The sequence below is a fragment of the Flavobacterium sp. UBA7680 genome, from assembly GCF_002482975.1.
GTDB lineage: Bacteria > Bacteroidota > Bacteroidia > Flavobacteriales > Flavobacteriaceae > Flavobacterium.
Map to the genome: position 1 here is coordinate 1 of NZ_DLHA01000059.1, position 24,098 is coordinate 24,098.

Annotated in this window: 26 protein-coding genes; 6 read left to right on the plus strand and 20 right to left on the minus strand. The window is 33.1% G+C overall.

The genetic code is table 11. The annotated features are described in order from the left end of the window. Positions 1 to 147: 147 nt before the first annotated feature. The 17 genes from B3C18_RS25100 to B3C18_RS25180 form a co-directional block, all read right to left on the minus strand. Positions 148 to 546 carry an acyl-CoA thioesterase gene (locus B3C18_RS25100; protein WP_291153395.1) on the minus strand — a complete coding sequence of 133 codons (399 nt, stop codon included), beginning with the start codon at positions 544 to 546 and terminating at the stop codon, positions 148 to 150. Positions 547 to 551: 5 nt separating this feature from the next. After that, positions 552 to 1,682, minus strand: coding sequence for a 3,4-dihydroxy-2-butanone-4-phosphate synthase (gene ribB, locus B3C18_RS25105; protein WP_291153398.1), 1,131 nt, complete (start codon positions 1,680 to 1,682; stop codon positions 552 to 554). A 2-nt stretch (positions 1,683 to 1,684) separates the two neighbouring features. After that, the gene (locus tag B3C18_RS25110; protein ID WP_291153401.1) at positions 1,685 to 3,142 is read right to left on the minus strand and encodes an LptF/LptG family permease; all 1,458 of its coding nucleotides are present in this window, start codon (positions 3,140 to 3,142) and stop codon (positions 1,685 to 1,687) included. Between the two features lie 8 nt (positions 3,143 to 3,150). Next, a complete protein-coding gene (locus B3C18_RS25115; protein WP_082356391.1) occupies positions 3,151 to 3,843 on the minus strand; it encodes a LolA family protein in 693 nt (230 codons plus the stop codon). A 7-nt stretch (positions 3,844 to 3,850) separates the two neighbouring features. Then, the gene (locus B3C18_RS25120) at positions 3,851 to 6,298 is read right to left on the minus strand and encodes a DNA translocase FtsK (protein WP_053471128.1); all 2,448 of its coding nucleotides are present in this window, start codon (positions 6,296 to 6,298) and stop codon (positions 3,851 to 3,853) included. A gap of 13 nt (positions 6,299 to 6,311) precedes the next feature. Continuing rightward, the gene (locus B3C18_RS25125) at positions 6,312 to 6,686 is read right to left on the minus strand and encodes a diacylglycerol kinase (protein ID WP_073487197.1); all 375 of its coding nucleotides are present in this window, start codon (positions 6,684 to 6,686) and stop codon (positions 6,312 to 6,314) included. A 13-nt stretch (positions 6,687 to 6,699) separates the two neighbouring features. Next, positions 6,700 to 7,197: a thiol peroxidase gene (gene tpx, locus B3C18_RS25130; RefSeq protein WP_056203700.1), complete on the minus strand. Its 498-nt coding sequence runs from the start codon at positions 7,195 to 7,197 to the stop codon at positions 6,700 to 6,702. 349 nt (positions 7,198 to 7,546) lie between these two features. Further along, positions 7,547 to 7,804, minus strand: coding sequence for a DUF6952 family protein (locus tag B3C18_RS25135; protein ID WP_042566605.1), 258 nt, complete (start codon positions 7,802 to 7,804; stop codon positions 7,547 to 7,549). Between the two features lie 108 nt (positions 7,805 to 7,912). Further along, the gene (locus tag B3C18_RS25140) at positions 7,913 to 8,221 is read right to left on the minus strand and encodes a thioredoxin family protein (RefSeq protein ID WP_007805605.1); all 309 of its coding nucleotides are present in this window, start codon (positions 8,219 to 8,221) and stop codon (positions 7,913 to 7,915) included. Positions 8,222 to 8,445: 224 nt separating this feature from the next. Beyond that, positions 8,446 to 9,084, minus strand: a complete 639-nt coding sequence (locus tag B3C18_RS25145) for a peroxiredoxin (RefSeq protein WP_057119327.1) — start codon at positions 9,082 to 9,084, stop codon at positions 8,446 to 8,448. Between the two features lie 126 nt (positions 9,085 to 9,210). Beyond that, positions 9,211 to 10,824: a glycoside hydrolase family 3 protein gene (locus B3C18_RS25150; protein ID WP_291153419.1), complete on the minus strand. Its 1,614-nt coding sequence runs from the start codon at positions 10,822 to 10,824 to the stop codon at positions 9,211 to 9,213. 2 nt (positions 10,825 to 10,826) lie between these two features. Further along, positions 10,827 to 11,276, minus strand: a complete 450-nt coding sequence (locus B3C18_RS25155) for a GNAT family N-acetyltransferase (RefSeq protein WP_291153421.1) — start codon at positions 11,274 to 11,276, stop codon at positions 10,827 to 10,829. Positions 11,277 to 11,297: 21 nt separating this feature from the next. After that, positions 11,298 to 12,185: an XAC2610-related protein gene (locus B3C18_RS25160; protein ID WP_291153423.1), complete on the minus strand. Its 888-nt coding sequence runs from the start codon at positions 12,183 to 12,185 to the stop codon at positions 11,298 to 11,300. A 30-nt stretch (positions 12,186 to 12,215) separates the two neighbouring features. After that, complete coding sequence (locus B3C18_RS25165; protein ID WP_053471121.1) at positions 12,216 to 12,557, minus strand: hypothetical protein; 342 nt, start codon at positions 12,555 to 12,557, stop codon at positions 12,216 to 12,218. Positions 12,558 to 12,578: 21 nt separating this feature from the next. Continuing rightward, on the minus strand, positions 12,579 to 13,898 hold the full coding sequence (locus tag B3C18_RS25170) for an MFS transporter (RefSeq protein ID WP_291153426.1): 1,320 nt from the start codon (positions 13,896 to 13,898) through the stop codon (positions 12,579 to 12,581). Beyond that, positions 13,885 to 15,456, minus strand: a complete 1,572-nt coding sequence (locus B3C18_RS25175; protein WP_291153429.1) for a glycoside hydrolase family 10 protein — start codon at positions 15,454 to 15,456, stop codon at positions 13,885 to 13,887. Before B3C18_RS25175 ends, B3C18_RS25170 begins: the two co-directional genes overlap by 14 nt. Positions 15,457 to 15,712: 256 nt before the next feature. Continuing rightward, positions 15,713 to 16,921 (minus strand): anhydro-N-acetylmuramic acid kinase, encoded by a 1,209-nt coding sequence (locus B3C18_RS25180; protein WP_291153432.1) that lies wholly within the window; start codon positions 16,919 to 16,921, stop codon positions 15,713 to 15,715. A 246-nt stretch (positions 16,922 to 17,167) separates the two neighbouring features. Between B3C18_RS25180 and B3C18_RS25185 the strand changes: the two genes are divergently transcribed. From B3C18_RS25185 to B3C18_RS25205, 5 genes are all read left to right on the plus strand, one after another. Beyond that, positions 17,168 to 18,379: an alpha/beta hydrolase-fold protein gene (locus B3C18_RS25185; RefSeq protein WP_291153434.1), complete on the plus strand. Its 1,212-nt coding sequence runs from the start codon at positions 17,168 to 17,170 to the stop codon at positions 18,377 to 18,379. Positions 18,380 to 18,537: 158 nt separating this feature from the next. Next, the gene (locus B3C18_RS25190) at positions 18,538 to 19,092 is read left to right on the plus strand and encodes a LemA family protein (RefSeq protein WP_291153436.1); all 555 of its coding nucleotides are present in this window, start codon (positions 18,538 to 18,540) and stop codon (positions 19,090 to 19,092) included. Further along, a complete protein-coding gene (locus tag B3C18_RS25195; protein ID WP_291153438.1) occupies positions 19,092 to 20,048 on the plus strand; it encodes a DUF3137 domain-containing protein in 957 nt (318 codons plus the stop codon). The genes B3C18_RS25190 and B3C18_RS25195 overlap by 1 nt, the downstream gene beginning before the upstream one ends. 30 nt (positions 20,049 to 20,078) lie before the next feature. Continuing rightward, positions 20,079 to 20,762 carry a hypothetical protein gene (locus tag B3C18_RS25200; RefSeq protein ID WP_291153441.1) on the plus strand — a complete coding sequence of 228 codons (684 nt, stop codon included), beginning with the start codon at positions 20,079 to 20,081 and terminating at the stop codon, positions 20,760 to 20,762. A gap of 31 nt (positions 20,763 to 20,793) precedes the next feature. Further along, positions 20,794 to 21,282 carry a hypothetical protein gene (locus B3C18_RS25205; protein ID WP_291153444.1) on the plus strand — a complete coding sequence of 163 codons (489 nt, stop codon included), beginning with the start codon at positions 20,794 to 20,796 and terminating at the stop codon, positions 21,280 to 21,282. Positions 21,283 to 21,490: 208 nt separating this feature from the next. Here the strand turns inward: B3C18_RS25205 and B3C18_RS25210 are convergent, their stop codons facing one another. Both B3C18_RS25210 and B3C18_RS25215 read right to left on the minus strand, forming a co-directional pair. Beyond that, a complete protein-coding gene (locus B3C18_RS25210) occupies positions 21,491 to 22,039 on the minus strand; it encodes an REP-associated tyrosine transposase (protein WP_291153447.1) in 549 nt (182 codons plus the stop codon). Positions 22,040 to 22,226: 187 nt separating this feature from the next. Then, complete coding sequence (locus tag B3C18_RS25215; RefSeq protein ID WP_291153449.1) at positions 22,227 to 22,460, minus strand: hypothetical protein; 234 nt, start codon at positions 22,458 to 22,460, stop codon at positions 22,227 to 22,229. 277 nt (positions 22,461 to 22,737) lie between these two features. Between B3C18_RS25215 and B3C18_RS25220 the strand changes: the two genes are divergently transcribed. Then, on the plus strand, positions 22,738 to 22,980 hold the full coding sequence (locus B3C18_RS25220) for a hypothetical protein (protein WP_291153452.1): 243 nt from the start codon (positions 22,738 to 22,740) through the stop codon (positions 22,978 to 22,980). 254 nt (positions 22,981 to 23,234) lie between these two features. Here the strand turns inward: B3C18_RS25220 and B3C18_RS25225 are convergent, their stop codons facing one another. After that, positions 23,235 to 24,044: a mechanosensitive ion channel family protein gene (locus B3C18_RS25225; RefSeq protein WP_291153455.1), complete on the minus strand. Its 810-nt coding sequence runs from the start codon at positions 24,042 to 24,044 to the stop codon at positions 23,235 to 23,237. Positions 24,045 to 24,098: the final 54 nt, after the last annotated feature.

The following is a 24,098-nucleotide window of genomic DNA, read 5'->3' on the forward strand; positions in this document are numbered from 1 at the left end:
TTTCTCCAGTATGTCGCTATCATTGCCTGATTGCGGGTGCAAATATAAGACGGTTTTTCGGTTCTGAAAACTTTTTTTTAAACTTTTTTTAAATAATTTACAAGTGTCTAGTTATCAGTATTTACGAAAAATGGATTTTTGAAAAAATTAATCCAAATTGTCTAAAATTGGCGTTGGTTTCTTATTTTCATCAACAGCAACAAACGAAAAAGTTCCTGAAACTACCGTTTCGCGAAGCTCAGAATACATTTGTTCCATAAAAATATCGACGTGAATTTTACAGCTTGTTCTTCCCACGCTTACAACTTTTGCAACCAATTCAATTAAAGTTCCTGCCGGAATCGCCTTTTTGAAATCAATTTGACCTGTAGAAATTGTAACTACTTTTTTACGGCTGAAACGAGTAGCACAAATAAAAGCCACTTCGTCCATTAAATGAAGCGCAGTTCCTCCAAATAAAGTATCATAATGATTTGTTGTACTCGGGAAAACTGCTTTGAAAATATGTGTTTCAGATTTTAAAATTCTTTCTTCTAATGTGCCCATAAAGATTAATAAGTTACGTATTCAGTGATTTCAAGGCCATATCCAATCATTCCGACACGTTTTGTTTGTTCAGTGTTCGAAACCAGTCTAATCTTAGAAATATCAATATCGTGAAGGATTTGAGCCCCAATTCCGTAATCTTTACTGTCTATGATAACTTTTGGAGCTTTTAAGGTTCCTGTAGCTTGTAATGTTTTAAGTTCAGAAATTCTGTTTAATAAATTCACAGCTGTCATATCCTGATTAATAAAGATAACAGCACCTTTTCCGTTTTCATTAATAACCTTAAACATATCGTCTAATTGCTGTTCTGCATTATTAGTTAATGTTCCTAATAAGTCATTATTAACCTGAGAAGAGTGAATTCTGGTCAAAATAGGTTCTCCGGAATTCCATGTTCCTTTAGTTAAAGCAATATGAATTTGTTTATTTGTAGTCTGCTCGTAAGCTCTTAATCTAAAAGTTCCAAAACGGGTTTCAATATCAAAATCTTCTTTTTTAATAATAAGACTATCATGTTGCATTCTGTAAGCAACTAAATCTTCAATCGAAACTAATTTCAAATCAAATTTCTTAGCCACTTTTATAAGTTCAGGCAAACGAGACATTGTTCCGTCTTCATTCAAAATTTCGCAGATAACACCTGCAGGTTTAAATCCTGCTAATCTTGCAAAATCAATTGCAGCTTCAGTATGTCCTGTTCTTCTTAAAACACCTCCTTGTTTAGCGATCAAAGGAAAAATATGTCCTGGGCGTGCTAAATCATGCGGTTTTGTATTTGGGTCAACTAATGCTTGTACTGTCTTAGATCTGTCAGCGGCAGAAATTCCAGTTGTAACGCCATTTCCTTTTAAATCAACAGAAACCGTAAAAGCAGTTTCCATATGATCTGTATTATTAGTAACCATGGCACGTAAATCAAGTTCCTTGCAACGGCTTTCTGTAAGTGGTGTACAGATTAATCCACGTCCGTGAGTAGCCATGAAATTGATCATATCAGGAGTAACTTTTTCGGCAGCAGCTAAAAAGTCACCTTCATTTTCACGATCTTCATCATCAACTACAATGATTACTTTACCTTGACGAATATCTTCTATAGCTTCTTCAATGGTATTAAGTTGAATTTTTGTTGACATAATTATTGTTTGTTTTGAGCTGGTGAAAACCGCTCGGAAATTTTTTGAAATAATTGTGATATTGGGGGCGTTATTGCATCAAAATTAATTAATCCGTTATCATTTGTAGCACGATAGGTTAATAATATTGCTAATGGAGAAAGAATGAACGACGACATCCATGAACCCATAAAAGGAGTCATTCCGCCTTCCTGCGATAATCTTTTTCCAAAAGTATTGATGAAATGGAAGGTAATAAAAATTAATACCGCAAAAACAATTGGTAAACCAAGTCCGCCTTTTCTAATAATAGCTCCTAGAGGTGCGCCAATAAAGAACATTAAAAAGCACGCAAAAGCAATAACAAACTTTTCATACAAAGCCGTTAAGTGTTTGTTTATTTCTCGCTGTTTGTCTTTTAAATCTTTTTGGGTAGATTCGATAGAGAAAACGTTGCTGGTAACATTGCTGCTCGCCATTTTTAAAACATCAACTTTTTCTTTATTGTTATACAAAGACAAAAGATCACTTGGTAAAGTCTTTTTCTTTTTCGCTTTATCAGTAACCATAGTACCTGATCTTCTAAATCCAACACGTTGATTTATATTCTCAGAAAATGAGATAATTTCATTATCCAGATTTTTGTTTAATGAATCTAAAGTATAACGTAATTCATTAACATTAAGCATTGCATTTGTACCGGCAATACTTTCTTTACTGTCGTCAACTTTATTTAATTCAGATAAATCGATGTTGATGATATGCTTTTTAAAAGCTCCTTTTATAAAGGGAAGTTTAGAGCGCTCTTCGTATTTTTTTGGAGTAACATCCTGATAGTAATAACCATCATTTAAAACCAGTTTTAAAATACTTGATTTTTCATTACTGATTAATTCTCCGTCTTTAGCTTTAATAACCGTTTTGTTTTCTCCAAAATTGTTAGCCTTTTCGTGAATAGTAACACCAGTAAGAATATTTCCGTTCTCGCCAGATTTTTTGTTGACTTTAATGTTGTACGTCCCAACATCATTAAACTGACCTTCGGCAATAGCCATGGCCGGTTTTGCCTGTGCAATGTTTTTACGGAAGTTCACAAACTTATATTCGGCAAAAGGAATAACATTATTGGCAAACCAAAACGCTACAATACTCAAAACGAAAATAAAAATAATTAAAACCCGCATTGCTCTTTGAAGCGAGATTCCAGAAGATTTCATGGCAGCAAATTCATAATTCTCGGCTAAATTTCCGAAAGTCATGATGGAAGCCAAAAGAACCGAAAGTGGTAAAACCAGCGGGATAATACGGGGCATAGAAAAAAGCAGGAATTTCACGACCAATATTAAGTCGAGATCTTTACCTGCTAGTTCTGATATAAATAGCCATACTGTTTGAAGTATGAATATGAAAAAAAGGATTACAAATACAGTAGTAAATGTAACTAAGAATGTTTTTAATAAGTATTTGTCTAGTATTTTCAACCTTCTGATTAATCTAATTTATTGATGTAGTATTTCGGGTATTTACTCGCTACAAAGGTAAATTGATTTTTTGATAATGGCTGATTGGTTTTAAAAGAATTAACGGTTAAAGTTGTTTTTGTTCCGTTTTTTCCAGTTTCAATCAAATTATAGATGTGTTTTGTCTGAACGTCAATACCTAAAAGAATTTCTTTTCTTTGATCTTTTCCAGTAGTTGGTACTAATTTAATGTATTGAATCTTTCTTCCTTTTACATTTTGTACAATATCCATATTGTATTTATAACCAGAATTAAAGAAAGTAAGCATTTTTGAAGGCGTGATGGCATTATCATCCTTTTCATTTACTTTAGAAACTGTAACTTCTTCGTCTTCAGGAACAATTGTGTATGTTTTTTGTCCGTCAAAAATTTTAGTAACGCCCATAAAATTCAATACATATTGATTTCCTTTCATGGTTACATTTCCTTTACTGTCCTGATTTATATTCTCTTTTGCATTGTTTAGAGAATATTTAAAATCAATAACAATATTATCGTAGCTTTTTATTTTAGCAGTCACTTCGTTCAATAAATCTTTGGCTTTTTTATCCTGAGCTTGAATAGAAGTGAAGCTCAAAAGCAAGATAACTGCCATTTGAAAACACTTTTTAGTCATGTTAGTGATAGAATTGTTTTTGATTTCCTGAATGTTTGTTCTCATGATTGGATTAATTTTGTTCATTATTAAAGAATTGATCAAGAGCACTTAAGTCTAAAATGTTCACGCTTCTTGCTTTACTGCCTTCAAATGGGCCAACAATTCCCGCTGCTTCCAGCTGATCGATCAAACGACCGGCTCTGTTGTAACCTAATTTTAATTTTCTTTGCAGTAAAGAAGCAGAACCTTGCTGTGCATTAACAATAATCTCTGCAGCTTCTCTAAATAAGGTATCTCTTTCGGAAATATCCATATCAAGATTAATGCCAGTTTCTTCTCCAACAAACTCTGGAAGCAAATATGCTGTGGCATACGCCTTTTGCGAACCAATAAAATCTGTAATTTTTTCAACCTCTGGCGTGTCTATAAAAGCACATTGCACACGCGTTACGTCATTTCCATTTGTGTATAGCAAATCTCCACGTCCAATTAACTGGTCAGCTCCCTGAGTATCTAAAATTGTTCTCGAGTCAATTTTTGAAGTTACCCTAAATGCAATTCTCGCAGGGAAATTGGCTTTAATTAAACCTGTAATAACGTTTACAGAAGGTCTTTGTGTTGCAATAATTAAGTGAATCCCAATAGCACGGGCCAGCTGAGCCAAACGAGCAATCGGAACTTCGACTTCTTTTCCAGCGGTCATAATCAAATCGGCGAACTCATCGACAACCAAAACGATATAAGGTAAAAATCGGTGTCCGGCCTCTGGATTTAATTTTCTTGCTTTGAATTTCTCGTTGTACTCTTTAATATTACGAACCATTGCATCTTTTAATAAAGAATAACGATTGTCCATTTCGGTACAAAGTGAGTTCAAAGTATTGACCACTTTTGCATTATCAGTAATAATAGCATCTTCTGTATCTGGAAGTTTCGCTAAATAATGTCTTTCTATTTTATTGAAAAGCGTAAGTTCTACTTTTTTCGGATCGACCAAAACGAATTTTACTTCTGCCGGATGTTTTTTGTATAAAAGCGAAGTTAAAACCGCATTTAATCCAACCGATTTTCCTTGTCCTGTTGCACCCGCCATTAATAAGTGAGGCATTTTGGCAAGATCGACAACAAAAGTTTCATTCGAAATAGTTTTTCCTAAAGCGATTGGAAGTTCCATTTCAGCTTCTTGAAATTTAGCCGATCCAATCACACTTTTCATCGAAACCATAGTAGGGTTCTTATTAGGAACCTCAATACCAATTGTTCCTTTTCCAGGAATTGGTGCAATAATACGTATTCCTAAAGCTGATAATGACAAAGCAATATCATCTTCTAAACTCTTAATTTTAGAAATTCTGATTCCGGCTTCCGGTACAATTTCATATAAAGTTACCGATGGACCAACGGTTGCTTTAATTTGTGCAATTTCAATTTTGTAGTTACGAAGTGTATCTACAATTTTATTTTTGTTTTCTTCTAATTCTTCCTGATTAATAGTAATTCCGCCAGTCGAATATTCTTTTAATAAATCGATAGTTGGGAATTTATAATTGGATAAATCCAAAGTTGGATCAAATAATCCGAAATCTGCAACAAGGCGAGAAGCAAGATTTTCTTCGATAATATCTTCTTCTTCGGCCTTTTCAATTACAAACGCTTCATCAGGAGAAACTAATGGAAGTTCTTGTTTTGGCTGAATTGGTTTTAAAATCGGATTTAATTCAATTTCTGATGAATGATTAATAGTTGGTTTTAAAGCTTCTTTGTTGATTTCGAATTTAGAATCATCTGTCTTTAAATGAATATTATCCAGTTCCGGATCTTCTTCAATCGCAAATTCTTCTAAATTATAGGCACTTTCAGGTTCTAAATCTTGTTGAGGTTTTTTGATAGAATTTAATTCTGATTTTAATTCATTTTTAGTGGAATCAAAATAAGACTGAATTTTTTCCGGAGATACTTTTATTTTGAAAATCAAATAAACGATTAATCCAAAAAGTAAGGTTAATAGAGTTCCGGTTTTCCCGATGTAATCCTGAAGGAAAAGATTTAATTCATAACCAATTGTTCCACCAAGTTCTGGTGCCGAAGTAGCAAAAAAACCAAATAAAATAGAAACAACGATAATGGCGAATAAATCCCAAAACCAAGTGTTTTTTAATTTTTTGGTCGAAAGTTCTAATGCCAGAAATAATCCGGTTAAAAAGAATAAACGAACAATTATAAAAGAGGCAAGACCGAAACCTCGGTATACAATTAAGTCTGCAAGAAAAGCCCCGAATTTTCCGAGCCAGTTTTGCACCACTTCTTCACGGTCTCCAAGCTGACTAACAGCACTTTGGTCTGTCTGCCATTGTCCGTTGACATAAAACGAAATAAATGCAACTAATAATGCAATAGAAAAGAGTACCAAAAGGCATCCCAAAACAAATTTTTGTTGTTTGGATAATGACCAGGATCTAATGCTGGCGACTTTTGATTCGGTTTTTTTGTCTACAGTTTCTTTTTTTGTTTTTGCCATTCTTGCGTTCCGCCTATATAAATTTTGGAATATAAATTATCAAACCAATCGCTATTGCTGTCATCGCGGCAAAAAATACCGCTCCTGCAGCAATATCTTTAATAAACCCAATTCGTCTGCTGTAATCGGGGTGGATAAAATCGGCGATTTTTTCAACAGCCGTATTTAATCCTTCAATGCTTAAAACCAAACCAATGGCTAAGGTTTGACATAGCCATTCAGTTTGTGATATATGAAAATAGAACCCGGCAATAGTCATCACAATTCCCAGTGAGAATTGTACCATAACGCTGTGTTCTGTTTTTATCAGTTTTACAGCCCCTTTAAAAGCATAAGTTACACTTTTTAAGCGACCTGTAACAAAGGTATTATCTTTTTGAAACTCCATTTAGTGGAAAATATTATAGTGCTGCTAAAGCTGCTTCGTAATTTGGTTCGTTTGCAATTTCAGCAACTTGTTCTGTATGAGTAATTGTTCCATTTGCATCAACAACAATAATAACTCTTGAGTGTAAACCTGCTAAAGGTCCGTCAGTGATTTCTAAACCGTTTGCTTTACCAAAAGATCCTGTTTGAAAATCAGATAAGTTTACTACATTTTCTAAACCTTCGGCACCACAAAAACGTTTTTGAGCGAAAGGTAAATCTCTTGAAATACATAAAACAGTAGTATTTTCTAATCCGCTAGCACTTTGGTTGAATTTTCTAACAGATGCCGCGCAAGTTCCTGTATCAACACTTGGGAAAATATTTAAAACTAATTTTTTACCAGCGAAATTGCTTAAAGAAGCAACTGATAAATCATTTTGTACTAATTTAAAATCAGCAAGTTTAGAACCAACTGCTGGTAATTCGCCTGATGTATGAACTGGATTTCCTCCTAATGTTATTGAAGCCATGATAATTTTTTTTAATGAGGTTCAAAAGTAAGGATTAATATTTGAATCTAAAAGTATTTGTTAAGGGTTTAAGGTGAGATTAAGGAGGTGAATTTTTATCTCGGTTTCTGTATAGATTGAACGCAGATGATACGGATTTGCTTACGCAAAAACGCAGATCTAAACGGATTTATTTCTCTTTATCATTATCATTCAGTATGAAACAAAAAAAATCCGTTTAGATCCGCGACTTCACGAAGTGAATCCGTATCATCCGTGTGCCATTTGCCACAACAAAAAAAAGCGTCTCTTTTCAGAAACGCTTTCTCAGTCATGTTTTTTTGTTTTTTATTTGAAAAAGAGGCCGATATTATTTATCGATCGAACCTAAAACACGTTTCATGAACGCGTTTAAAGCTTCTTTTTTATCAGTTCCCTGAGAAACCATTTTGTGTACTTCAAGAGCACCGTACATATTCGAAATCAATTCGCCAATTACATCTAATTCTTCGTCTTTAAGAGAAGGAATTTCGGTCATAGCTTCAAGAACTTCAATCGTTTCAATGATATAATCCTGATCGTTTTCTTCGATGAACTGCGTTAATTGCTTTATTACTGGTAATTTCATGTTTAGATTTCTTAGATTTTTAGACATTTCTAGATTTCTTAGACTTTTTTAAAATTTAGACAACATCTAAGAAGTCTAAAAATCTAAGTAAGTCTAACTAATCTAAATTTAAGCAATTGCGTTTACAAGGTCGATTAAAACTTCTTGTTTATTAGTTTGAGTTTCTCCAACTAATTGTCCGTTTACGAAAGTTGCAAATGTAGGCAGGTTGCTCACATTAGCTAATTTTCTTGATTCAGGAGAATTTTCTGCATCAACCAAAACAAAAGTGATAGCTTCATTTTCTGTTGCTAATTTTTTGAATTTTGGTTTCATAATACGGCAGTTTCCACACCATGATGCTGAATATTGTACTACTACTTTTTCGTTTTTAGCAACTAAATCTGCTAACGTATCTTCGTTTAAGTCGATTAACATAGTTTTTATTTTTAAGACACTAAGTTGCTAAGGTTCTAAGATGCTAAGTTTGCTCTCGAACCGAATAACTTTGTGTGGATTTATTTGATGTTTTTTTAAGTCGTTGAGATTCTAAGATCTAAGTTTAATCTTAGAATCTCTTGACTTTTATTGTAGAATTATATATAAGATTCAAAAGTTAAGTTAAAAAACTTAGCATCTTAGAACCTTAGTATCTTAGCAGCTTAATTAGCGCTTAAGTATTCAGCAGTACTAACTCTGTCTGCAGACATAGCTTCTTTACCAGCTTCCCAGTTTGCAGGACAAACTTCACCTTTAGTCTGGATGTGAGTGTAAGCGTCAACCATTCTTAAGTATTCGTTTACGTTACGTCCTAATGGCATATCGTTTACACTTTCGTGGAAGATTTTTCCAGTTTCGTCAATAAGGTAAGTAGCTCTGTAAGTTACGTTTGAACCTTCGATGATAACTGAATCAGTATCTTCGCTGTAGCTTGTAGATTCGATATCAAGAATACCTAAAATGTTAGCTAAGTTACGGTTTGTATCAGCTAAGATTGGGTAAGTAACACCTTCGATTCCACCATTGTTTTTTGGAGTATTTAACCAAGCAAAGTGAACTTCGTTTGTATCACAAGAAGCACCAATTACGATAGTATTTCTTTGCTCAAATTCTGGTAATGCAGCTTGAAAGGCGTGTAATTCAGTTGGGCAAACAAAAGTGAAATCTTTTGGGTACCAAAACAATAATACTTTTTTGTTGTTGTTTACTGCTTCTTCAAAAATGTTGATTTTTAAATTATCACCCATTTCTGAGATAGCATCTACTGCAATACTTGGGAATTTTTTTCCTACTAAAGACATATTTTTCGTTTTAACGTTAAAAATTTATTTCTGGTGCAAAAGTAGGCGATAAGTACAGATTCTTACAATAAGATGTGATTATAAAAATTTATAAGTTGATAAATTTTGACTATTTAACTTTTTAACTTATTGGATATCAATATTTACTGGAAGAATTCCTTTTGAAGAAATTTTATCTAAAAATTGAATTGCTGCTGTTTTTTGAAACTCTTCAAAATCCTGATATGCCTCAACTAATCCTAAAGCCTTTTTTAGATTCGGAATTATTGGTAAAGCATACGGATTTCCGAAAACGTAAACAATGCATTTTTTGGTTTGAAGTAAATCAGAAAGCAGTTCTAAAACTTCATCGTTAATTTCGAAATTATTCGCAGGTTTTGCCTTTGGAACAAACAATGAAATCAAAATAGTTTCGAAATTTTCTAATTGTTTTTTGATTGCAGAAATATCCGAAACTTCTAAATTTTCAAAAGAAAATTCCGGAGATTTTAATTCTGAATTTAAAGTTTTAAAGAATGTATTTTCGGTATTTTTATATAAACTCAGTTTAGCTAATTTATTTTTTTTCTGAGATTCAAATGCTAATTCTAAATTTGAATTATCAACAATAGTTGTAATAGCATTTTGAGCAATTTTCAGATTTAATTCGGATGCTTTTTTGAAATTTAATTCGCCCGAAGCAGCGGTATTTCCAGAAAGAATTCCTGCTTTTTCTTTAGCTTTCATGATTCGGCTATGGCTTTTGAAAATACGATCTGGAGATGCATTTCTAAAGATAGCTTCAATTCCTTCGGGAACATTTTCGGCGAAGCATAAAATATCATTTCCGGCATTAAAAGCTTCCCATTCCAGCTGACCTTTGGTTTCGTATAATTTTGAAACGCTGTGCATATTTAAAGCATCAGAAATTACCAAACCATCATAACCTAATTTGTCTCGTAAAAGATCCTGAATCACAGCTTTTGATAATGTTGCCGATGTATCTTTTCCATCATTTAAACTCGGAACTGCCAAATGTCCAATCATAATCGAATCGACATTATTTTCGATTCCTTTAATGAACGGATATAATTCGTTTTCTAATAATTCTTCCAGAGTTTCCTTTAAAACGGGTAATCCTAAATGCGAATCGACATTGGTATTTCCGTGTCCGGGAAAGTGTTTCAGACAGCCTAAAACGCCAACTTCAGACATTCCGTTTAAATATTCAACCGAAAAATTGGCTACTTTTTCTTTGTTTTCACCAAAGGAACGATATCCAATAACAGGATTATTTGGATTATTGTTGATGTCTGCCAAAGGCGATAAATTATACTGAATTCCGGCAGCTTTTAAATCTAAACCTATTTGTTTTCCAACTTCAAAAACTAAATCAGATTTGTTTTCCGGCAAAGCGCCAAGTGTAATTGCATACGGATATTGCGGTGTTTTTTCGATACGCATTGCCAATCCCCATTCGGCATCAATACTGATTAAAAGTGGAGTAGAAGCGACTTTTTGATAACGAACAATAAGTTCTTTTATTTTTTGATAACTGTCATCATTAAAAACAACTTTTTTCTTGCTTTCATAATTGGTTGCAGCGCTCGCACGACTGTGAAAAAAGGTCAGTCCGCCAATATTGTGCTCTTTTATTAAACGTTCGGTTTCCTGAATATTTTCTTCGGTATCGTTTATAAAAACGGCAGGAAAAAAGAATTGTCCTATTCTTTGTCGTAATGCTTCGGCTGTAATTTTCATTATTATAAAGTCTTTTTCATGCAGACGCTGTTATCCATCTTTTCGTAAGGCGGATAATTTGGAATGATTGTGTAACCTAATTTTTGGTACAAATTTATGGCTTCGGGCTGATTTTTCCCAGTTTCGAGAATAGTATAAGTATAGCCAGCTTCTTTAGCCCAAATTTCTAATTCGGCTAAAACTTTTGAAGCGATCCCTTTTTTGCGAAAATCAGGATGAACATACATTCGTTTGATTTCGGTCTTGTCGCTTTCTTTTTCGCGAAAAGCGCCGCAGCCAACAGGAACATCATTCTCATAATAAACAATCGTATGTTTTATTTTGTCAGTTTTATTAAACTGATTGTAAAACGCATGATCTTCTCCGTCTCTAATCGCTAAATCCTGATCTAATAAAGCCACCAGCTTTATAAAATCGGGATCATCTGAATTAGTTCGCTTTAAGTTAATCATCTTCTTGTTTTATAATTTTCTTTATTCATAACCTTTTCCTGTAAACCAATCGAAACCTTCAATGTTTTTGTATTCAACAGGTATTGAATTTAATATTCTTATGTCTTTTTTATTTTTACTGTAAGCTTCTTTTTTTGAAATAATTATTTTCCCGGTTTTTCTGTCTTCTTTGTCAGTTTCATAGTAAACATATTCTAAAGTATCGACTGCTTCACCGTTCCATTTATATTTATAAATTGCTGTATGTCCAGGATGACCATATTCAACTCCTCGTATTATTTTTTCTTTAGGAGAAAAAGTAGGATTTATGAATTCAAAATCTTTCGAAAATGTTTTTTTATCCTTTCTAAACAAATAAATATTACTGAAGGCTTTTAGGCAGCATCCAGTTGCGCCATACCAATTAACAACAAAATCTTTTAAGCCGTCACCATTAATGTCTTTTATTGTGTCATTTTCATAAGTCATAGCCCACTCTTTATGAGAAAGAACTTTTACGAATTTGTTTCCATTTTTCGAATAAATATCGATATATACATTATTTGGCTCTAACCTTCGGATAATGAGATGAGGATTGTTTTTTGCAAAATAGCAATCTATATTTATTTCAACTTCAACGTCATATTCATTATCAGGTCTAACTTTGTATTTCTTTTGGAATTTCTTTTGGTTAATTTCCTGAGTGGCAATTTTCAAAGCATTAAATAGAATTTTATCTAATTTTAAACTATCTATCTTTTCCTGTTTTTCAATTTCGGCTTTTTTCTCTAAACGTTCTTTTTCTTTTTGCTCAAATGTTTTTGTAACAGGTTGTTTCTTTTCCGGCAGTTTATTTTTCTTTTCATTATTATGTCCACAAGATAATAGCAGCACCATAAACAATGTTATTATGCAAATCTTTGTTTTCATCTTTTCACTGCAGGTTTAGAGATCGGTATTTTATTTCAATTTTGCCTTTTTTTGTTTAGCTAATTGCTTTTTAGTTTCAATTGCTTTATCCAATCGGTTTTTAAAACGGAAAAGTTTTGGCAAACCTTCCAGTCGGTCTTCGATTGTGATTTCTTCATAAACCACAATAGCTTTTTCTAAAACCCTGATTTCATTGTCAAGATCGTTTTGGTTTTTGTAGATTGTTGCTAATCTATCGTAAGGATGATTTCCTTTAAAGCTTTCTGCGACATTTTCCTCATATAATTCAATTGCTTTTTCAAGATTTCCGGTTTTTTCGAACTCAGCTCCTTTTAAGTTGCGTTCGGCCTGCAAATTTTCATTGATTTCCATAAGTAAGAGTTTGATTTGGGGTTAAACTTCTTCAGATTTTTTCCCAAAATCTTTCGGGAAAATTAAAAAACGTGATAAAATAAGACCTGGAATTGTCGCTATAAAAACCCATATAAAAAAGTTTTGATAGCCTAAAAATTGTTGTATAAAACCGCTCAACATTCCCGGAAGCATCATTCCTAATGCCATAAATCCGGTTGCAAGTGCATAATGTGCTGTTTTTGATTCTCCTTCGGCAACATGAATTAAAAACATCATAAAACCTGTAAATCCAAAACCATATCCAAATTGTTCCAAAATTACGGTAATACAAGTATACAGATTTAATGGAGAATTTATTTCGAAAAAGTAAAGATTTATGTGAAGATGAAAAATTGCTTCGGGCTGAAAATGAGCAAGTCCAATAAAACCAAGAATTGGCAGATGCATAGCCAAAAACATAGGAAGCATCCATTTGGTAAGACCATGTTTAGAAATGGCAATTCCGCCCAAAATTCCGCCAATTGTTAAAGCAAAAATTCCTAAAGTTCCATAAATAATCCCAACAGATTCAGTAGTTAGGCTCATCCCGCCAACTTCTTTTCCGTCTAATAAAAATGGACTTAACATTTTAAGCAATTGCGATTCTCCTAATCTGAAAACCAGAATAAAAGCTAAAACTAAACCGATTTGTTTTTTCTTGAAGAAACTGGCAAATATAGAACCGAAATTTTGATGATGGTCTTTATTATGAGCTACAACATTTATTTCATTTCTTGGAGTAAAAACAAAATTATAAATCGTTATAAAAGTCATTAATAAACCAACGCCAATCATTGTATAGGACCAAGCTTTGGTATTATCACCATATTTTTGTTCTAAATATCCTGCTAAAAGCACAATTAATCCGTTTCCTGCAAGCATTGAAAGTCTATAGAAAGTACTTCTGATTCCAAGGAAAAAAGACTGCTGATTTTCTGGTAAAACCAATAAATAAAAGCCATCGCTCGCAATATCATTTGAAGCAGAAGCAAAAGCGGCAACCCAGAAAATTGCTAATGTCATCATGAAAAATCCATTGGTTGGAATCGTAAATCCGACTAATAAAAAGGCAATTGAAATCAATAACTGCATCGATAAAAACCATTTTCTTTTGGTTCCGTTTAATTCAATAAAAGGACTCCAAAGAGGTTTTATAACCCACGGTAAGTATAATAAACTGGTGTAAACGCCAATATCTTCATTTGAAATACCTAAATTTTTGTACATAATTACCGAAACCGAGATAATTACGGCGTAAGGCAATCCAGACGCAAAATTAAGAAGTGGAATCCAGAACCAGGGTTTATTATCTGTTTTCATTAGGCTGAGCAGGTGAATAGATTTTAAAATTCTTTTTTAAGTCGGCAGCAGTTGGGGTGCTTTCGTTCGCAAAATAATCAATAAATGTTACAGCACAAGCTTTATACATATCGATTTTTTCTGCAGGAATAGAAAATGATATAAAGCCGTCTTTTTCAACAGCTCTTACTTTGTCAATTATTTTTGAGGCATCAGCTGTATTTACTTTCGAAACATGTTCTCCGCCATAAATTACAATATAACGCACTTTCGTATTCAACGGATTTTTGATACTGAAAGAATAATTTACAGTGTCTTTTGCAAAATCTGTAATGACTGGTGTATCAATAATAATACGTTTCAAATTTGGAACCGCGGCAGGAAGCGCAGGATATCGATATTGGTTGTCTTCCAGAAGACGAACAAGATCTAAGTTTTTGTTCATGAACCATTTTGCGCTGAAATATGCACTTCCGGAAACATTTTTAGTGCTTCTGGCAAAATCAATCTGGGTTGGGATTTCGCTTACATAATTCCAGCTTTTATCACCGTCGGCTCTAATTTTATAAGAAGCGTGACCAATGTAAACAGCCGTATTATTAGAATTTTCTGCCCACCATTTTACTAATTTTGAATAAGAAGCTCTTGGATTATACATGCTCCAATACAATTGAGGCAAGATATAATCGATCCATTTTTGATCCATCCATAAAACAGGATCGGCATATAAATCGTCGTAATTTGCGGTTGACTGTGTTTCTGAACCTTTTGGATCAACCGATTTATTTCGCCAAACTCCAAACGGACTGATTCCGAATTGAACCCACGGTTTACTTTCTTTTATAGTTGTAGAAATTGTATGCACAAAGTTGCTCACGTTCGCACGACGCCAATCAGGAAGGCTTAATCCTGCGCCGTATTTTTTGTACGAAGCGGAGTCGTTAAAAACTTTTCCGGGAACGGCATATGGATAAAAATAATCATCAAAATGAATCGCATCGATATCGTATTTATCAACGACTTCTTTCACGACTTTTGTTAAATGTGACTGAACTTCTGGCAATGCAGGATCGTAATAATATTTTCCGCCGTATTCAATCATCCATTCCGGATGTTTAAAAACGTCGTGATTTGGACTTAAAAGGTTTTTATTTAAATCGAAAGTCGCACGATACGGATTCAGCCAAGCGTGAAATTCAAAACCTCTGTTATGCGCTTCTTCAATCATCCACGCCAAAGTATCATAATACGGATTTGGAGCTACGCCTTCTTTTCCTGTCAGGAATCTAGACCAAGGCGCAAATTCTGAAGGATAAAAAGCATCACCAACGCTTCTTATCTGAACGATAACAGCATTGTAGTTTAATTCTTTATAGGTGTCTAAAATTTCTAAATAATCAGCTTTTTCTTTTTCAACATTATCTGTGGCTGTTTTTGGCCAGTCAATATTTACTACAGTCGCAATCCACACACCTCTAAATTCATTTTTAGGATGCATTATTTTTTCTTGTGAGTTAGATTTTAATCCAAAGAAAAATAAAAGTATGATTGAGTATAGTAAGTGCTGATTTTTATGCATTTTAATCTTTAATTTTAACAAGAACCAAAAATAGTTTGTTTTGCTAGGAATTCAATGAATTCTGCTAAATTTTATTTTAAATGTTTTTTTGCCACGAATTACACAAATTTCCACCAATTTTTTATTCTCAAAGTATTAAAAAATAATTCGTGATAATTCGTGTAATTCGTGGTAATCTTTTTTTATAGCCACAGATTAAAAAGGATTATTTGGATTAATCTTTTTAATCCTTCTAATCTGTGGCAAACTTATTTATTTAATCTGGAAAGGAAATTTTTCCCATTGTTACGGATGGAATTCCTTTTTTAGATCCAAAATTATAATTTCCTCCCGCCACGGTTTCATTAGCTAAAACAGCAAACAAAACGGCTTCTTTGGCATCGCCTGAAATTCCGAGAATATCGCTTTTCTCAAATTTACAAGGCAATAATTCCTGTAACCAGCTCACCAATAACGGATTTCGTGCGCCTCCGCCAGACATATAAACTGTAAACTCTTCGATTGGGGTTTTAGTATTTTGTACAACAAACAAAACCGCTTCGGCAATTGTCTCGGCGCTAAGGCGTGTTAAAGTCGCAAGCAAATCTGGTGCCGAAATGTTTTCTAAACCTAATTTCACCAAAGCTGAGTTCACAAATTCGTGGTTAAATAATTCCTGACCAATCGTTTTAGGGAAACTTTTTTGAAAGAAAGCATTGCTTTTTAATTCGCTTAAAAGTTTTTGGTTTATAGTTCCGCTTTTAGCGATTTCGGCATCTTTGTCGTAACTTTTTTCAGGGAAAAACTGTTTGGTGAAAATATCAATTAAAGTATTTGCAGTTCCGGTATCGGTTACAAAAACCTCTTCGGTGTTTTGAGAAGCCGGTAAATAAGTGAAATTTGCGATTCCGCCCATGTTGAGCATAATTCGGTTTTCGCCTTTTTTGCTGAATAACAAATAATCGCCATAAACCGCAAGAGGTGCACCTTCGCCGCCTGCTGCGACGTGTTTTTGTCTGAAATCAGATAAAGTGATAATTCCGGTTTTTACCGCAATATGATCGCCGTCGCCAATTTGTAAAGTTGCATTTGGAAATTTTTCCTGTTGATGTAAAAACTTTGGCGCATGTAGAACTGTTTGTCCGTGTGACGCGATTAGATCGACTTCATTTGCGGAAATATTCCATTTTGAAAGACAATCGTTTATCATTCCTGCGTGCAAATCTGCAATCCATTCATTAAGTAAAACCAAATGCTGAAAATCAATTGTTTTTTTAGCAAACACTTTTCTGATTTCGGTTTTAATGTCTTCGCTGTAATCAATAGTTTCAAATTGTTCGATTTTCACAACCGTGTTTTCGCCTTCGCCAGAAATTGCACAAAGAGCCAAATCGAGTCCGTCGAGCGAAGTTCCTGACATTAAACCGATTATTTTTCGGGTTTCTTTTTGAGCAATTTCATAAAGAGCGCTTATATTTTTATTCATTAAAATGAAGTTTTAAGGAAGTTTTTTATTTGGTAACGCTAAAATCAGATTATTTTAGATATAAATATAGTGAAAAAGGGTTTTTTTATTTGTAAAATTCACTATTCCGAAAAAGGACAGCTAAATGAATAATGATTAAAAATGCAGAAAAAATTGTACAATTAATTGGTTAAGTTTGCCTTCGAAATTCCTCAAAAACACTTTGTTGAATTTTAGTCATCAATTCAAAACAATCAAACTTAAATTATGAAATCATTTTTTTACTACATTACTTTTCTACTACTCTCTTTTTTTGTCACAGCTCAGGAAAACAGCCCTTTTGTAAATGGATTTGAAGAAACGATATCTTCCAAAATATTAGGAAAAGAGCGTAAAGTTTGGATTCATATTCCGAGTAGTAACGGTGGAAATAAAATCAAAGACAGAGGAAATTATCCTGTAATTTATTTATTAGACGGAAGTGAAAATTTCAACACCGTTGTGAGCATTACAGAACATATGGCGGAATCGAATCTTTGTCCGCCAATGATTGTGGTTGGTATTCTGCACAAAAACAGATTGGTTGATTTAACAATAGGTACAGATAAAGAATTACCTGAAATTGTGGGCGGCGGCGAAAAATTTATGTCATATGTCGAGAAAGAATTGATTCCGTATATTGATTCCAATTATCCAACTGCATCTTATAAAACGTTTATTGGTCACTCGCTTGGAGGCTTAACAGTTATGAATACTTTTTTGCATAATCCGAATTTATTTAATTCGTATGTTTCTCTTGACGCTTCGTTGTGGTGGGATCACCAAAAAGTGGTAAAAGACGCCAAAACGATTTTACCGACTCAAAATTACAAAGGAAAAACATTGTATATGGCAATGGCAAATCGTTTAGAAAAAGGTGTTGATACATTAAGTGTTCAAAAAGATACAACCCAAACGACAGCGCTTCTTCGAAGCAATTTAGAATTTATTAAAGATTTGTCTAAAAATAAAAAGAACCAATTGCGTTTTAAATATAAATTTTATGAAGATGACAATCATCCTTCAGTACGTTTGATTGGTGAATATGATGCACTTCGATTTATTTTTGAGTTCTATAAACTTAAAATTTACGACAGCGAATTAAAAAATCCTGATTTTAAATTAGATTCACTTTTGGTAGCGCACTACAAAAATGTCTCTGAAAACATGGGCTATGTTGTAAAGCCGGGCGAAAACCAAATTAATAATTTGGGTTACCAAATGATGGGAGCTAAACAATTAGCAAAAGCTGAGACCTTGTTTAAACTTAATACGACCAACTATCCTGAAAGTGCCAATTGTTATGATTCTCTTGGCGATTTATATCTTGAAAAAGGTGATAAAGCAAAAGCGATAGAAACTTTTAAAAAAGCTTTAATTCTAAAAGAAATTCCAGAAACAAAAGAGAAATTGGAAAAGCTGTTGAAAGAGAAGAAATAAAATTATAGAATTTATGTATAAAAAGCTCAACTATTCGGTTGGGCTTTTTTTGCGTTTATACGAGAATTAATTATGAAGCCTGACTGTAATTGAAAAATAAAAGAAAAACTTATTCCCGTTTTTATATATTTGCTTCAAACCAATTAAAAAAATAAACCATGATTGTTGTTGTTATTCTTTTTGTTTTCATCATAATTGGAGTGTTCATTTACAATTCCCTTATCGAAAAAAGAAACCAGGTTACGAATGCTTTTTCTTCTATTGATGTAATGCTGAAAAAACGTTTTGATTTGATTCCGAATTTAGTTGAGATTGTAAAACAATATACCAATTACGAACAAAGTACTTTAACTAAAATCGTAGAACTTCGTTCAAGAGCAACTTCAGGTTCTTTAACCGAAGCCGAAAAAGCAAGTTTAGATACTGAACTTAGCACAGCTGTAAAAGGTTTAATGGTAACGGTTGAAAATTATCCGGACTTAAAAGCCAACACAAATTTCTTAAACTTACAAAACACTTGGACAGAAAGTGAAGAACAAATCGCGGCTGCGAGAAGAACTTATAATGCTTCGGTTACAAGTTACAATAACGCTATTATGATGTTCCCGGGAAATTTGTTTGCTGGAATGCTGAATTATACTAAAATTGATGTTTTAGCAACGCCAGAAGAAGAACGTAAAAATATTAGTGCAAAAGAACTTTTCAATAATTAATGGATTCAGGAATTAGTAACAATTCAGCCTTGCAGGAGGTTTTGAATGCATTAGAAGTTGAGAGAAAAAAAATTGCCGAAACCTATAAAACCACCTACATTTTATTTGGTCTTGCCATTGTATTTATGGTAATTGGTTTATTGATCAGGTTTCCGACTTTAGGTTTTCTGGGATTTGCCGTTTCTGCCATTACTGGCATCGTAATGCATTTTAGAATTGGTGACGATGTTAAGAAATACAAAATGGCTTATAAAACCAATGTTGTAGGATCTGCATTGAAGAATATCAATGAAAGTTTAACGATAACGCCTCGAAGCGGACTTCCGGAATATGAGTTTAGAAGTTCTGAGCTTTTTACAACCGAATCTGATCGTTATAAAACACAGGATTTAATAAGCGGAACAAACGATAAAACTTCTTTTTGGTTTGCCGAAGTTCACGCCGAATACAAAACCGAAACAAGCACAAAAAACGGAACCCGTACACAATGGCATACCATTTTTAAAGGAATTGTTTTTGTAGCCGATTTCAATAAAAATTTCAATGTTTCGACTGTTGTTCGTCCAAAAGGTTTTGGAGAAGCTTTTGGTTCCTGGTTTTCTAAAAATGTTTTTAGTTTTGGAAACACCGATGTTATCGAATTAGAAAACATCGATTTCAGCAATAAATTTGTAACCTATTCGAGTAACCAAATTGAAGCACGATATATTTTAACGCCTGCCATGATGGAAAGAATTCTGGATTTAAACGGCAAATGCGACGAAACGATTTCGGTTTCGTTTATTCATTCTAAAATGTATATTGCTTTTCCGTTGTCCGAAAATTATTTTGAAGCGCCTATTCATTCTTCGCTTTTAGATCCAGATTTACTTTCCGGCGATCTTTCGATTGTGAGATTCATGCATGATATTGTTCATGAACTGGATTTGAATACTAGGATTTGGGGGAAGGATTAGAGCAACAGGAATTCATCAAAATAAGATCAAATGGAAAATTGGGTTTCTTATTATAATCAAGAACAATACGGGTTTTCAGAAAGTTTTAAAAAGGAATTATCAAAGCAGTTGGGCGAACGATTTATCAAGAACCTCGATTATGAAAATCTTTTTGAGAAATATTTCTATAATTTATTTTTAGGAATGGAAGAAATAGAGATAAGGGAAAAGGATAATTATGTTTTTGGTAATGCAGAAATTATCAGCCCAGATTCTCGTACCAGAAGTTTAACCATTTGCTGGAAATCTGATTTTTTTGAGGAAAAGCTCGAAATCCATAAGCAGGATGTTGAAGGGAAAATTGATTTTTTCTTTTGTTCAGATTTTCCAACAGAAGAATTAAAGAAATATATAAAATATAAAAAGCCGAAAAAGCATACAAGTTCAAATGACCCATTTGAATTGGATTTAAATTTCAATAATTTCCCTGATCTGAGCATCAAATTTGAAGTAAAAGAGAAATTTACTCTTGAAGAGGAAAATGAAATTGTAAGTATTTTTAAACGAAATGTAAATATTTATGTTTCTGATTTCAAAGAAAATTTAATTCTTCTTGATTTCCAAAACAATAACGAAGAAGTTCTTGAAAAAGAGAAAGAGTTTATAAATGAATCTTTAAATTTAATTAAGAGTTTTGCTTTTAGCCATAAAATTAGCGGTGCTATTATATCGTGAAGAGAATTATTGAACTTTTTAAATCTAAATTATGCATTTAATATTGTATAAAATAAATAAAAATGATTCTGAATTATATGATATTATTAAGTATAATATTGAAAAATTTGGAAACACTTTCTTTTATAAAATGGATTCAGATGAAGGATTTGAATTTAACGTTTTTGAAGGGAATATAGCAAACGAAGAGATTACCATTTATTTTGAAGGAAAAGTTAACTTCATTTGGCTATCTATTAAATATAGTCAATTTTTAAATCATAAATTGTATTATGAAAGAGTTCTGAATTTTGAAAGAAGCATGCTTGAGTTAATTAGTTCTGATGCAGATATTTATCGTATTGATGAAATACTTTTAGAAGATTTGATTCTGAATAAAGGAGTTTATTGGTATAAGGATAATAATGCAAATACAATTTTTAATGAATGGATAAAAAATGAAGAAAAATTGCATTGGCTTAAAATTGAAATTCCTTATAAAGAATTAAATTTTGAAAGCTTTTTAAAAGAGCGTGGGTAAACAATGTTTTGTCTGATTTAAAGATTTTGTATTTTAAATAAAAGAAAACTTAATTTCAACTTTGTGTTCACGAGCAAGATGCTCGCGCTAGCCTCTGAAAAGATAAAAACAGAAAATCTTGATTTTAAAAATCAAGATTTTCTGTTTTTATACTATTTTAATTTCTACTCCGCTAGCGCGAGCGTCCCGCTCGTGCCCGCACAGAACATCAATTAATATCAATTTCTAAAACAGTCTGATCATTATTTCCATAGTTTCTTGCAGAACTGTATTTCCAATCTATCGGATTAGTAACAAAACCAGTTTCAAGAGGATTGTTATGAATATAGTTTAGCTTTTGCTCAAAAACTTTTAGAGACCAAATTTCTATAGGTTGATTATTTTGCTGCCAAAACTGCCTGAATTTTACATTACTATTTTTCTTTCTAGCTTTTTCAAACATCCATAATATCCATTCTTTTCTACTTTCTTGAGGATTTTCTTCGATTGTTTTAAGCAGTTTTTTAGAAGTAAATCCTTTAAAGTCTCTTATCAATCCCGAAGGATCTTCACTTCCTGATCTAAAAATTAAATGAATATGACTTGGCATTATACAATATCCATAAATTTCCATTGATTTATGTTTGCGACAATAATCTAGAGATTCAATGATTGCTCCAAAATATTCTTCTCTTGTAAATACATCTATCCAATAAACTGTAGCGAAACTGATAAAATATGCTCCAGTTTTTTCTCCAAATTTATATTTTCTGCTCATTTGTTTTTTATCTAATGCTGGAAATACTTTGCGGGCACGAGCGGGACGCTCGCGCTAGCGTCTTAAATTAGTTTTCAAGAATCAAGAATCTCTCTGCTAGCGCGAGCGTCCCGCTCGTGCCCACAAAGTTTATCAATTACTAAAAGAGAAAACCTCGATTTTAAATCGAGGTTTTGCTTTTTAAATCCTACTCCAAATCCAAATAAGGATTTAAAGTTTCAGCTAATTCATTGAGCCAGTAAAAACTATCTCTTAGTTTGGTGATTTCGTTTTGAAGTTCTTCGTGTTCGCTCATAACGCCTAATGCAAGTGTAAAATTTACTTGCCTTAGTGTTTTAGCCATTTCTTCAGGTTCAATTCTGTCGTTGAAAAAATTCAAAAGCCTGATTTGAGTTTCTTTTGAAATTGTGTTTACATTCATAATCTTTGTGTTTAGGAAAAGAACCCGCACAGCTAAGGTGTCCTACGCCACAAAGTGCGTTGCAGTTGTTTCCAATACCGCCACCATACCGCACGGGCAAAAGCTTTTTTGATATCATGTTTCTTTGTGTTTAGGATTGTAAAGATATCAAAAAAATATTTTAAAAGTAAGAAAAATATTATATGTTAATTGTTTAAAAAAGGACTAGAAAGAAACTAAATCATATCTGCATGGTAAATATAAAACGTTATTTTTACAAAAGTGAATATTCAAATAAATGAAATATATACAAGACGAAAATATTTTAAAGATAATTGCTGGAATCATCTTTTGTGGTTTTTTAATTTGGTGGATTAGATCAGGAGATATAAAAGAATCTAAAAAACTAGAAGAAGAAGGTTTAGAAATGAATTCAATTACTAAAATGCGAAGTTGGAGAGTTTATATTATTGCAGGATTTGGATTAATTGTTTTTTTATTTGAAGTTTTGAAACGACTTTATCTATTTATATTTCACTAAAATCTTCTTATGAAAACGAGTGTCCTAGCCCTGATGGAAGCGGCATCCTTTTGCGCCGGGGTTCGGCGTAAAAGATATAGCGGACAGCAGGAAATTGCTCCTTATTAAAATTCCAATTTTTAAATTCCAAATTCCAAAAAATAGGATTTACGTTTCCATAAGCCTTCGACTACGCTCAGGATGACAATTAGGTTTGAAGAGAAAAACCCTTGTGCCTTTGTAACTCTGAACCTTTGTCCCTCATAAAAAGAAACCTATTTCAAAACAAATCCATTTTCTTTCAAAACATTCAAAACTTCTGCAATGATTTTTGAACGACATTCGGCGCTTTTTCTGCTGGTTCCTGTTTTTACCCAATAACGAATGTTTAGCTGAATAATCGTTCCAGAAATATCAGTTATTACGGCTGCGTCTTCATGATCTTTTTCGGTTACTTCTTCGTTTCGTTTTAGGACTTCTTTTACGAGTTCGATGGCTTTTCCATAATCAGAACCATATTCGAGACCAACGGTAAAAGTCTGCAAAAGGTAACCTTCGCTGTTGTAGTTAATAAGCGTATTTTTAATTAAAAGTGCGTTGGGAATATAAATGATTTTCGAATCGCTTTTTACTTCGGTATCGCGGAGGTTGAGGTTGATGACTTCGCCTTTTACGCCGTTGCTTTCGATAATGTCGCCAATAGAAAACGGACGTTTGAAAGCGAGCAGAATTCCGGCAAGGAAATTTTCGCCAATATCTTTAAGGGCAAAACCAATTACAAAAGCCGAGATTCCGGCTCCGGCAAGCATACTTTGGGCGATCCCGTCAAGACCAATAATTTTGAACATGAACAAAACTCCAATAATAATCAAAACCGATTTAATCAAACGGGCAATAAAAGTCGCGAGAAGTCGGTCGTGCATTCTGGCTTTGAGTCGGTTTCCTGTAAAAATACCAATTCGGGTTGCAATAAACCACGAAACGAGAATGACAACAATGGCGAGAATAAATTTTGGTGTAAGATCGACAATGCTGTAATAATAGTTTTCTAAATGTTTGAAGACGTCCTGAACGAAATTTTCCATAATTGTAAGGCGTAAAAAGTAAAATCTTAAAATTACCTATTTCCCAATTTTGGT

Excerpts from the sequence above, each read along its gene's own strand:
- B3C18_RS25215 (WP_291153449.1), bottom strand. The coding sequence starts at position 22,460 with ATGAATGTAAACACAATTTCAAAAGAAACTCAAATCAGGCTTTTGAAT.
- B3C18_RS25185 (WP_291153434.1), top strand. The coding sequence starts at position 17,168 with ATGAAATCATTTTTTTACTACATTACTTTTCTACTACTCTCTTTTTTT.
- tpx (WP_056203700.1), bottom strand. The coding sequence starts at position 7,197 with ATGGCTTCAATAACATTAGGAGGAAATCCAGTTCATACATCAGGCGAA.
- B3C18_RS25175 (WP_291153429.1), bottom strand. The coding sequence starts at position 15,456 with ATGCATAAAAATCAGCACTTACTATACTCAATCATACTTTTATTTTTC.
- B3C18_RS25165 (WP_053471121.1), bottom strand. The coding sequence starts at position 12,557 with ATGGAAATCAATGAAAATTTGCAGGCCGAACGCAACTTAAAAGGAGCT.
- ribB (WP_291153398.1), bottom strand. The coding sequence starts at position 1,682 with ATGTCAACAAAAATTCAACTTAATACCATTGAAGAAGCTATAGAAGAT.
- B3C18_RS25125 (WP_073487197.1), bottom strand. The coding sequence starts at position 6,686 with ATGGAGTTTCAAAAAGATAATACCTTTGTTACAGGTCGCTTAAAAAGT.
- B3C18_RS25200 (WP_291153441.1), top strand. The coding sequence starts at position 20,079 with ATGGAAAATTGGGTTTCTTATTATAATCAAGAACAATACGGGTTTTCA.
- B3C18_RS25145 (WP_057119327.1), bottom strand. The coding sequence starts at position 9,084 with ATGTCTTTAGTAGGAAAAAAATTCCCAAGTATTGCAGTAGATGCTATC.
- B3C18_RS25180 (WP_291153432.1), bottom strand. The coding sequence starts at position 16,921 with ATGAATAAAAATATAAGCGCTCTTTATGAAATTGCTCAAAAAGAAACC.
- B3C18_RS25170 (WP_291153426.1), bottom strand. The coding sequence starts at position 13,898 with ATGAAAACAGATAATAAACCCTGGTTCTGGATTCCACTTCTTAATTTT.
- B3C18_RS25205 (WP_291153444.1), top strand. The coding sequence starts at position 20,794 with ATGCATTTAATATTGTATAAAATAAATAAAAATGATTCTGAATTATAT.
- B3C18_RS25190 (WP_291153436.1), top strand. The coding sequence starts at position 18,538 with ATGATTGTTGTTGTTATTCTTTTTGTTTTCATCATAATTGGAGTGTTC.
- B3C18_RS25220 (WP_291153452.1), top strand. The coding sequence starts at position 22,738 with ATGAAATATATACAAGACGAAAATATTTTAAAGATAATTGCTGGAATC.
- B3C18_RS25150 (WP_291153419.1), bottom strand. The coding sequence starts at position 10,824 with ATGAAAATTACAGCCGAAGCATTACGACAAAGAATAGGACAATTCTTT.
- B3C18_RS25160 (WP_291153423.1), bottom strand. The coding sequence starts at position 12,185 with ATGAAAACAAAGATTTGCATAATAACATTGTTTATGGTGCTGCTATTA.
- B3C18_RS25100 (WP_291153395.1), bottom strand. The coding sequence starts at position 546 with ATGGGCACATTAGAAGAAAGAATTTTAAAATCTGAAACACATATTTTC.
- B3C18_RS25135 (WP_042566605.1), bottom strand. The coding sequence starts at position 7,804 with ATGAAATTACCAGTAATAAAGCAATTAACGCAGTTCATCGAAGAAAAC.
- B3C18_RS25120 (WP_053471128.1), bottom strand. The coding sequence starts at position 6,298 with ATGGCAAAAACAAAAAAAGAAACTGTAGACAAAAAAACCGAATCAAAA.
- B3C18_RS25195 (WP_291153438.1), top strand. The coding sequence starts at position 19,092 with ATGGATTCAGGAATTAGTAACAATTCAGCCTTGCAGGAGGTTTTGAAT.
- B3C18_RS25155 (WP_291153421.1), bottom strand. The coding sequence starts at position 11,276 with ATGATTAACTTAAAGCGAACTAATTCAGATGATCCCGATTTTATAAAG.
- B3C18_RS25115 (WP_082356391.1), bottom strand. The coding sequence starts at position 3,843 with ATGAGAACAAACATTCAGGAAATCAAAAACAATTCTATCACTAACATG.
- B3C18_RS25140 (WP_007805605.1), bottom strand. The coding sequence starts at position 8,221 with ATGTTAATCGACTTAAACGAAGATACGTTAGCAGATTTAGTTGCTAAA.
- B3C18_RS25225 (WP_291153455.1), bottom strand. The coding sequence starts at position 24,044 with ATGGAAAATTTCGTTCAGGACGTCTTCAAACATTTAGAAAACTATTAT.
- B3C18_RS25210 (WP_291153447.1), bottom strand. The coding sequence starts at position 22,039 with ATGAGCAGAAAATATAAATTTGGAGAAAAAACTGGAGCATATTTTATC.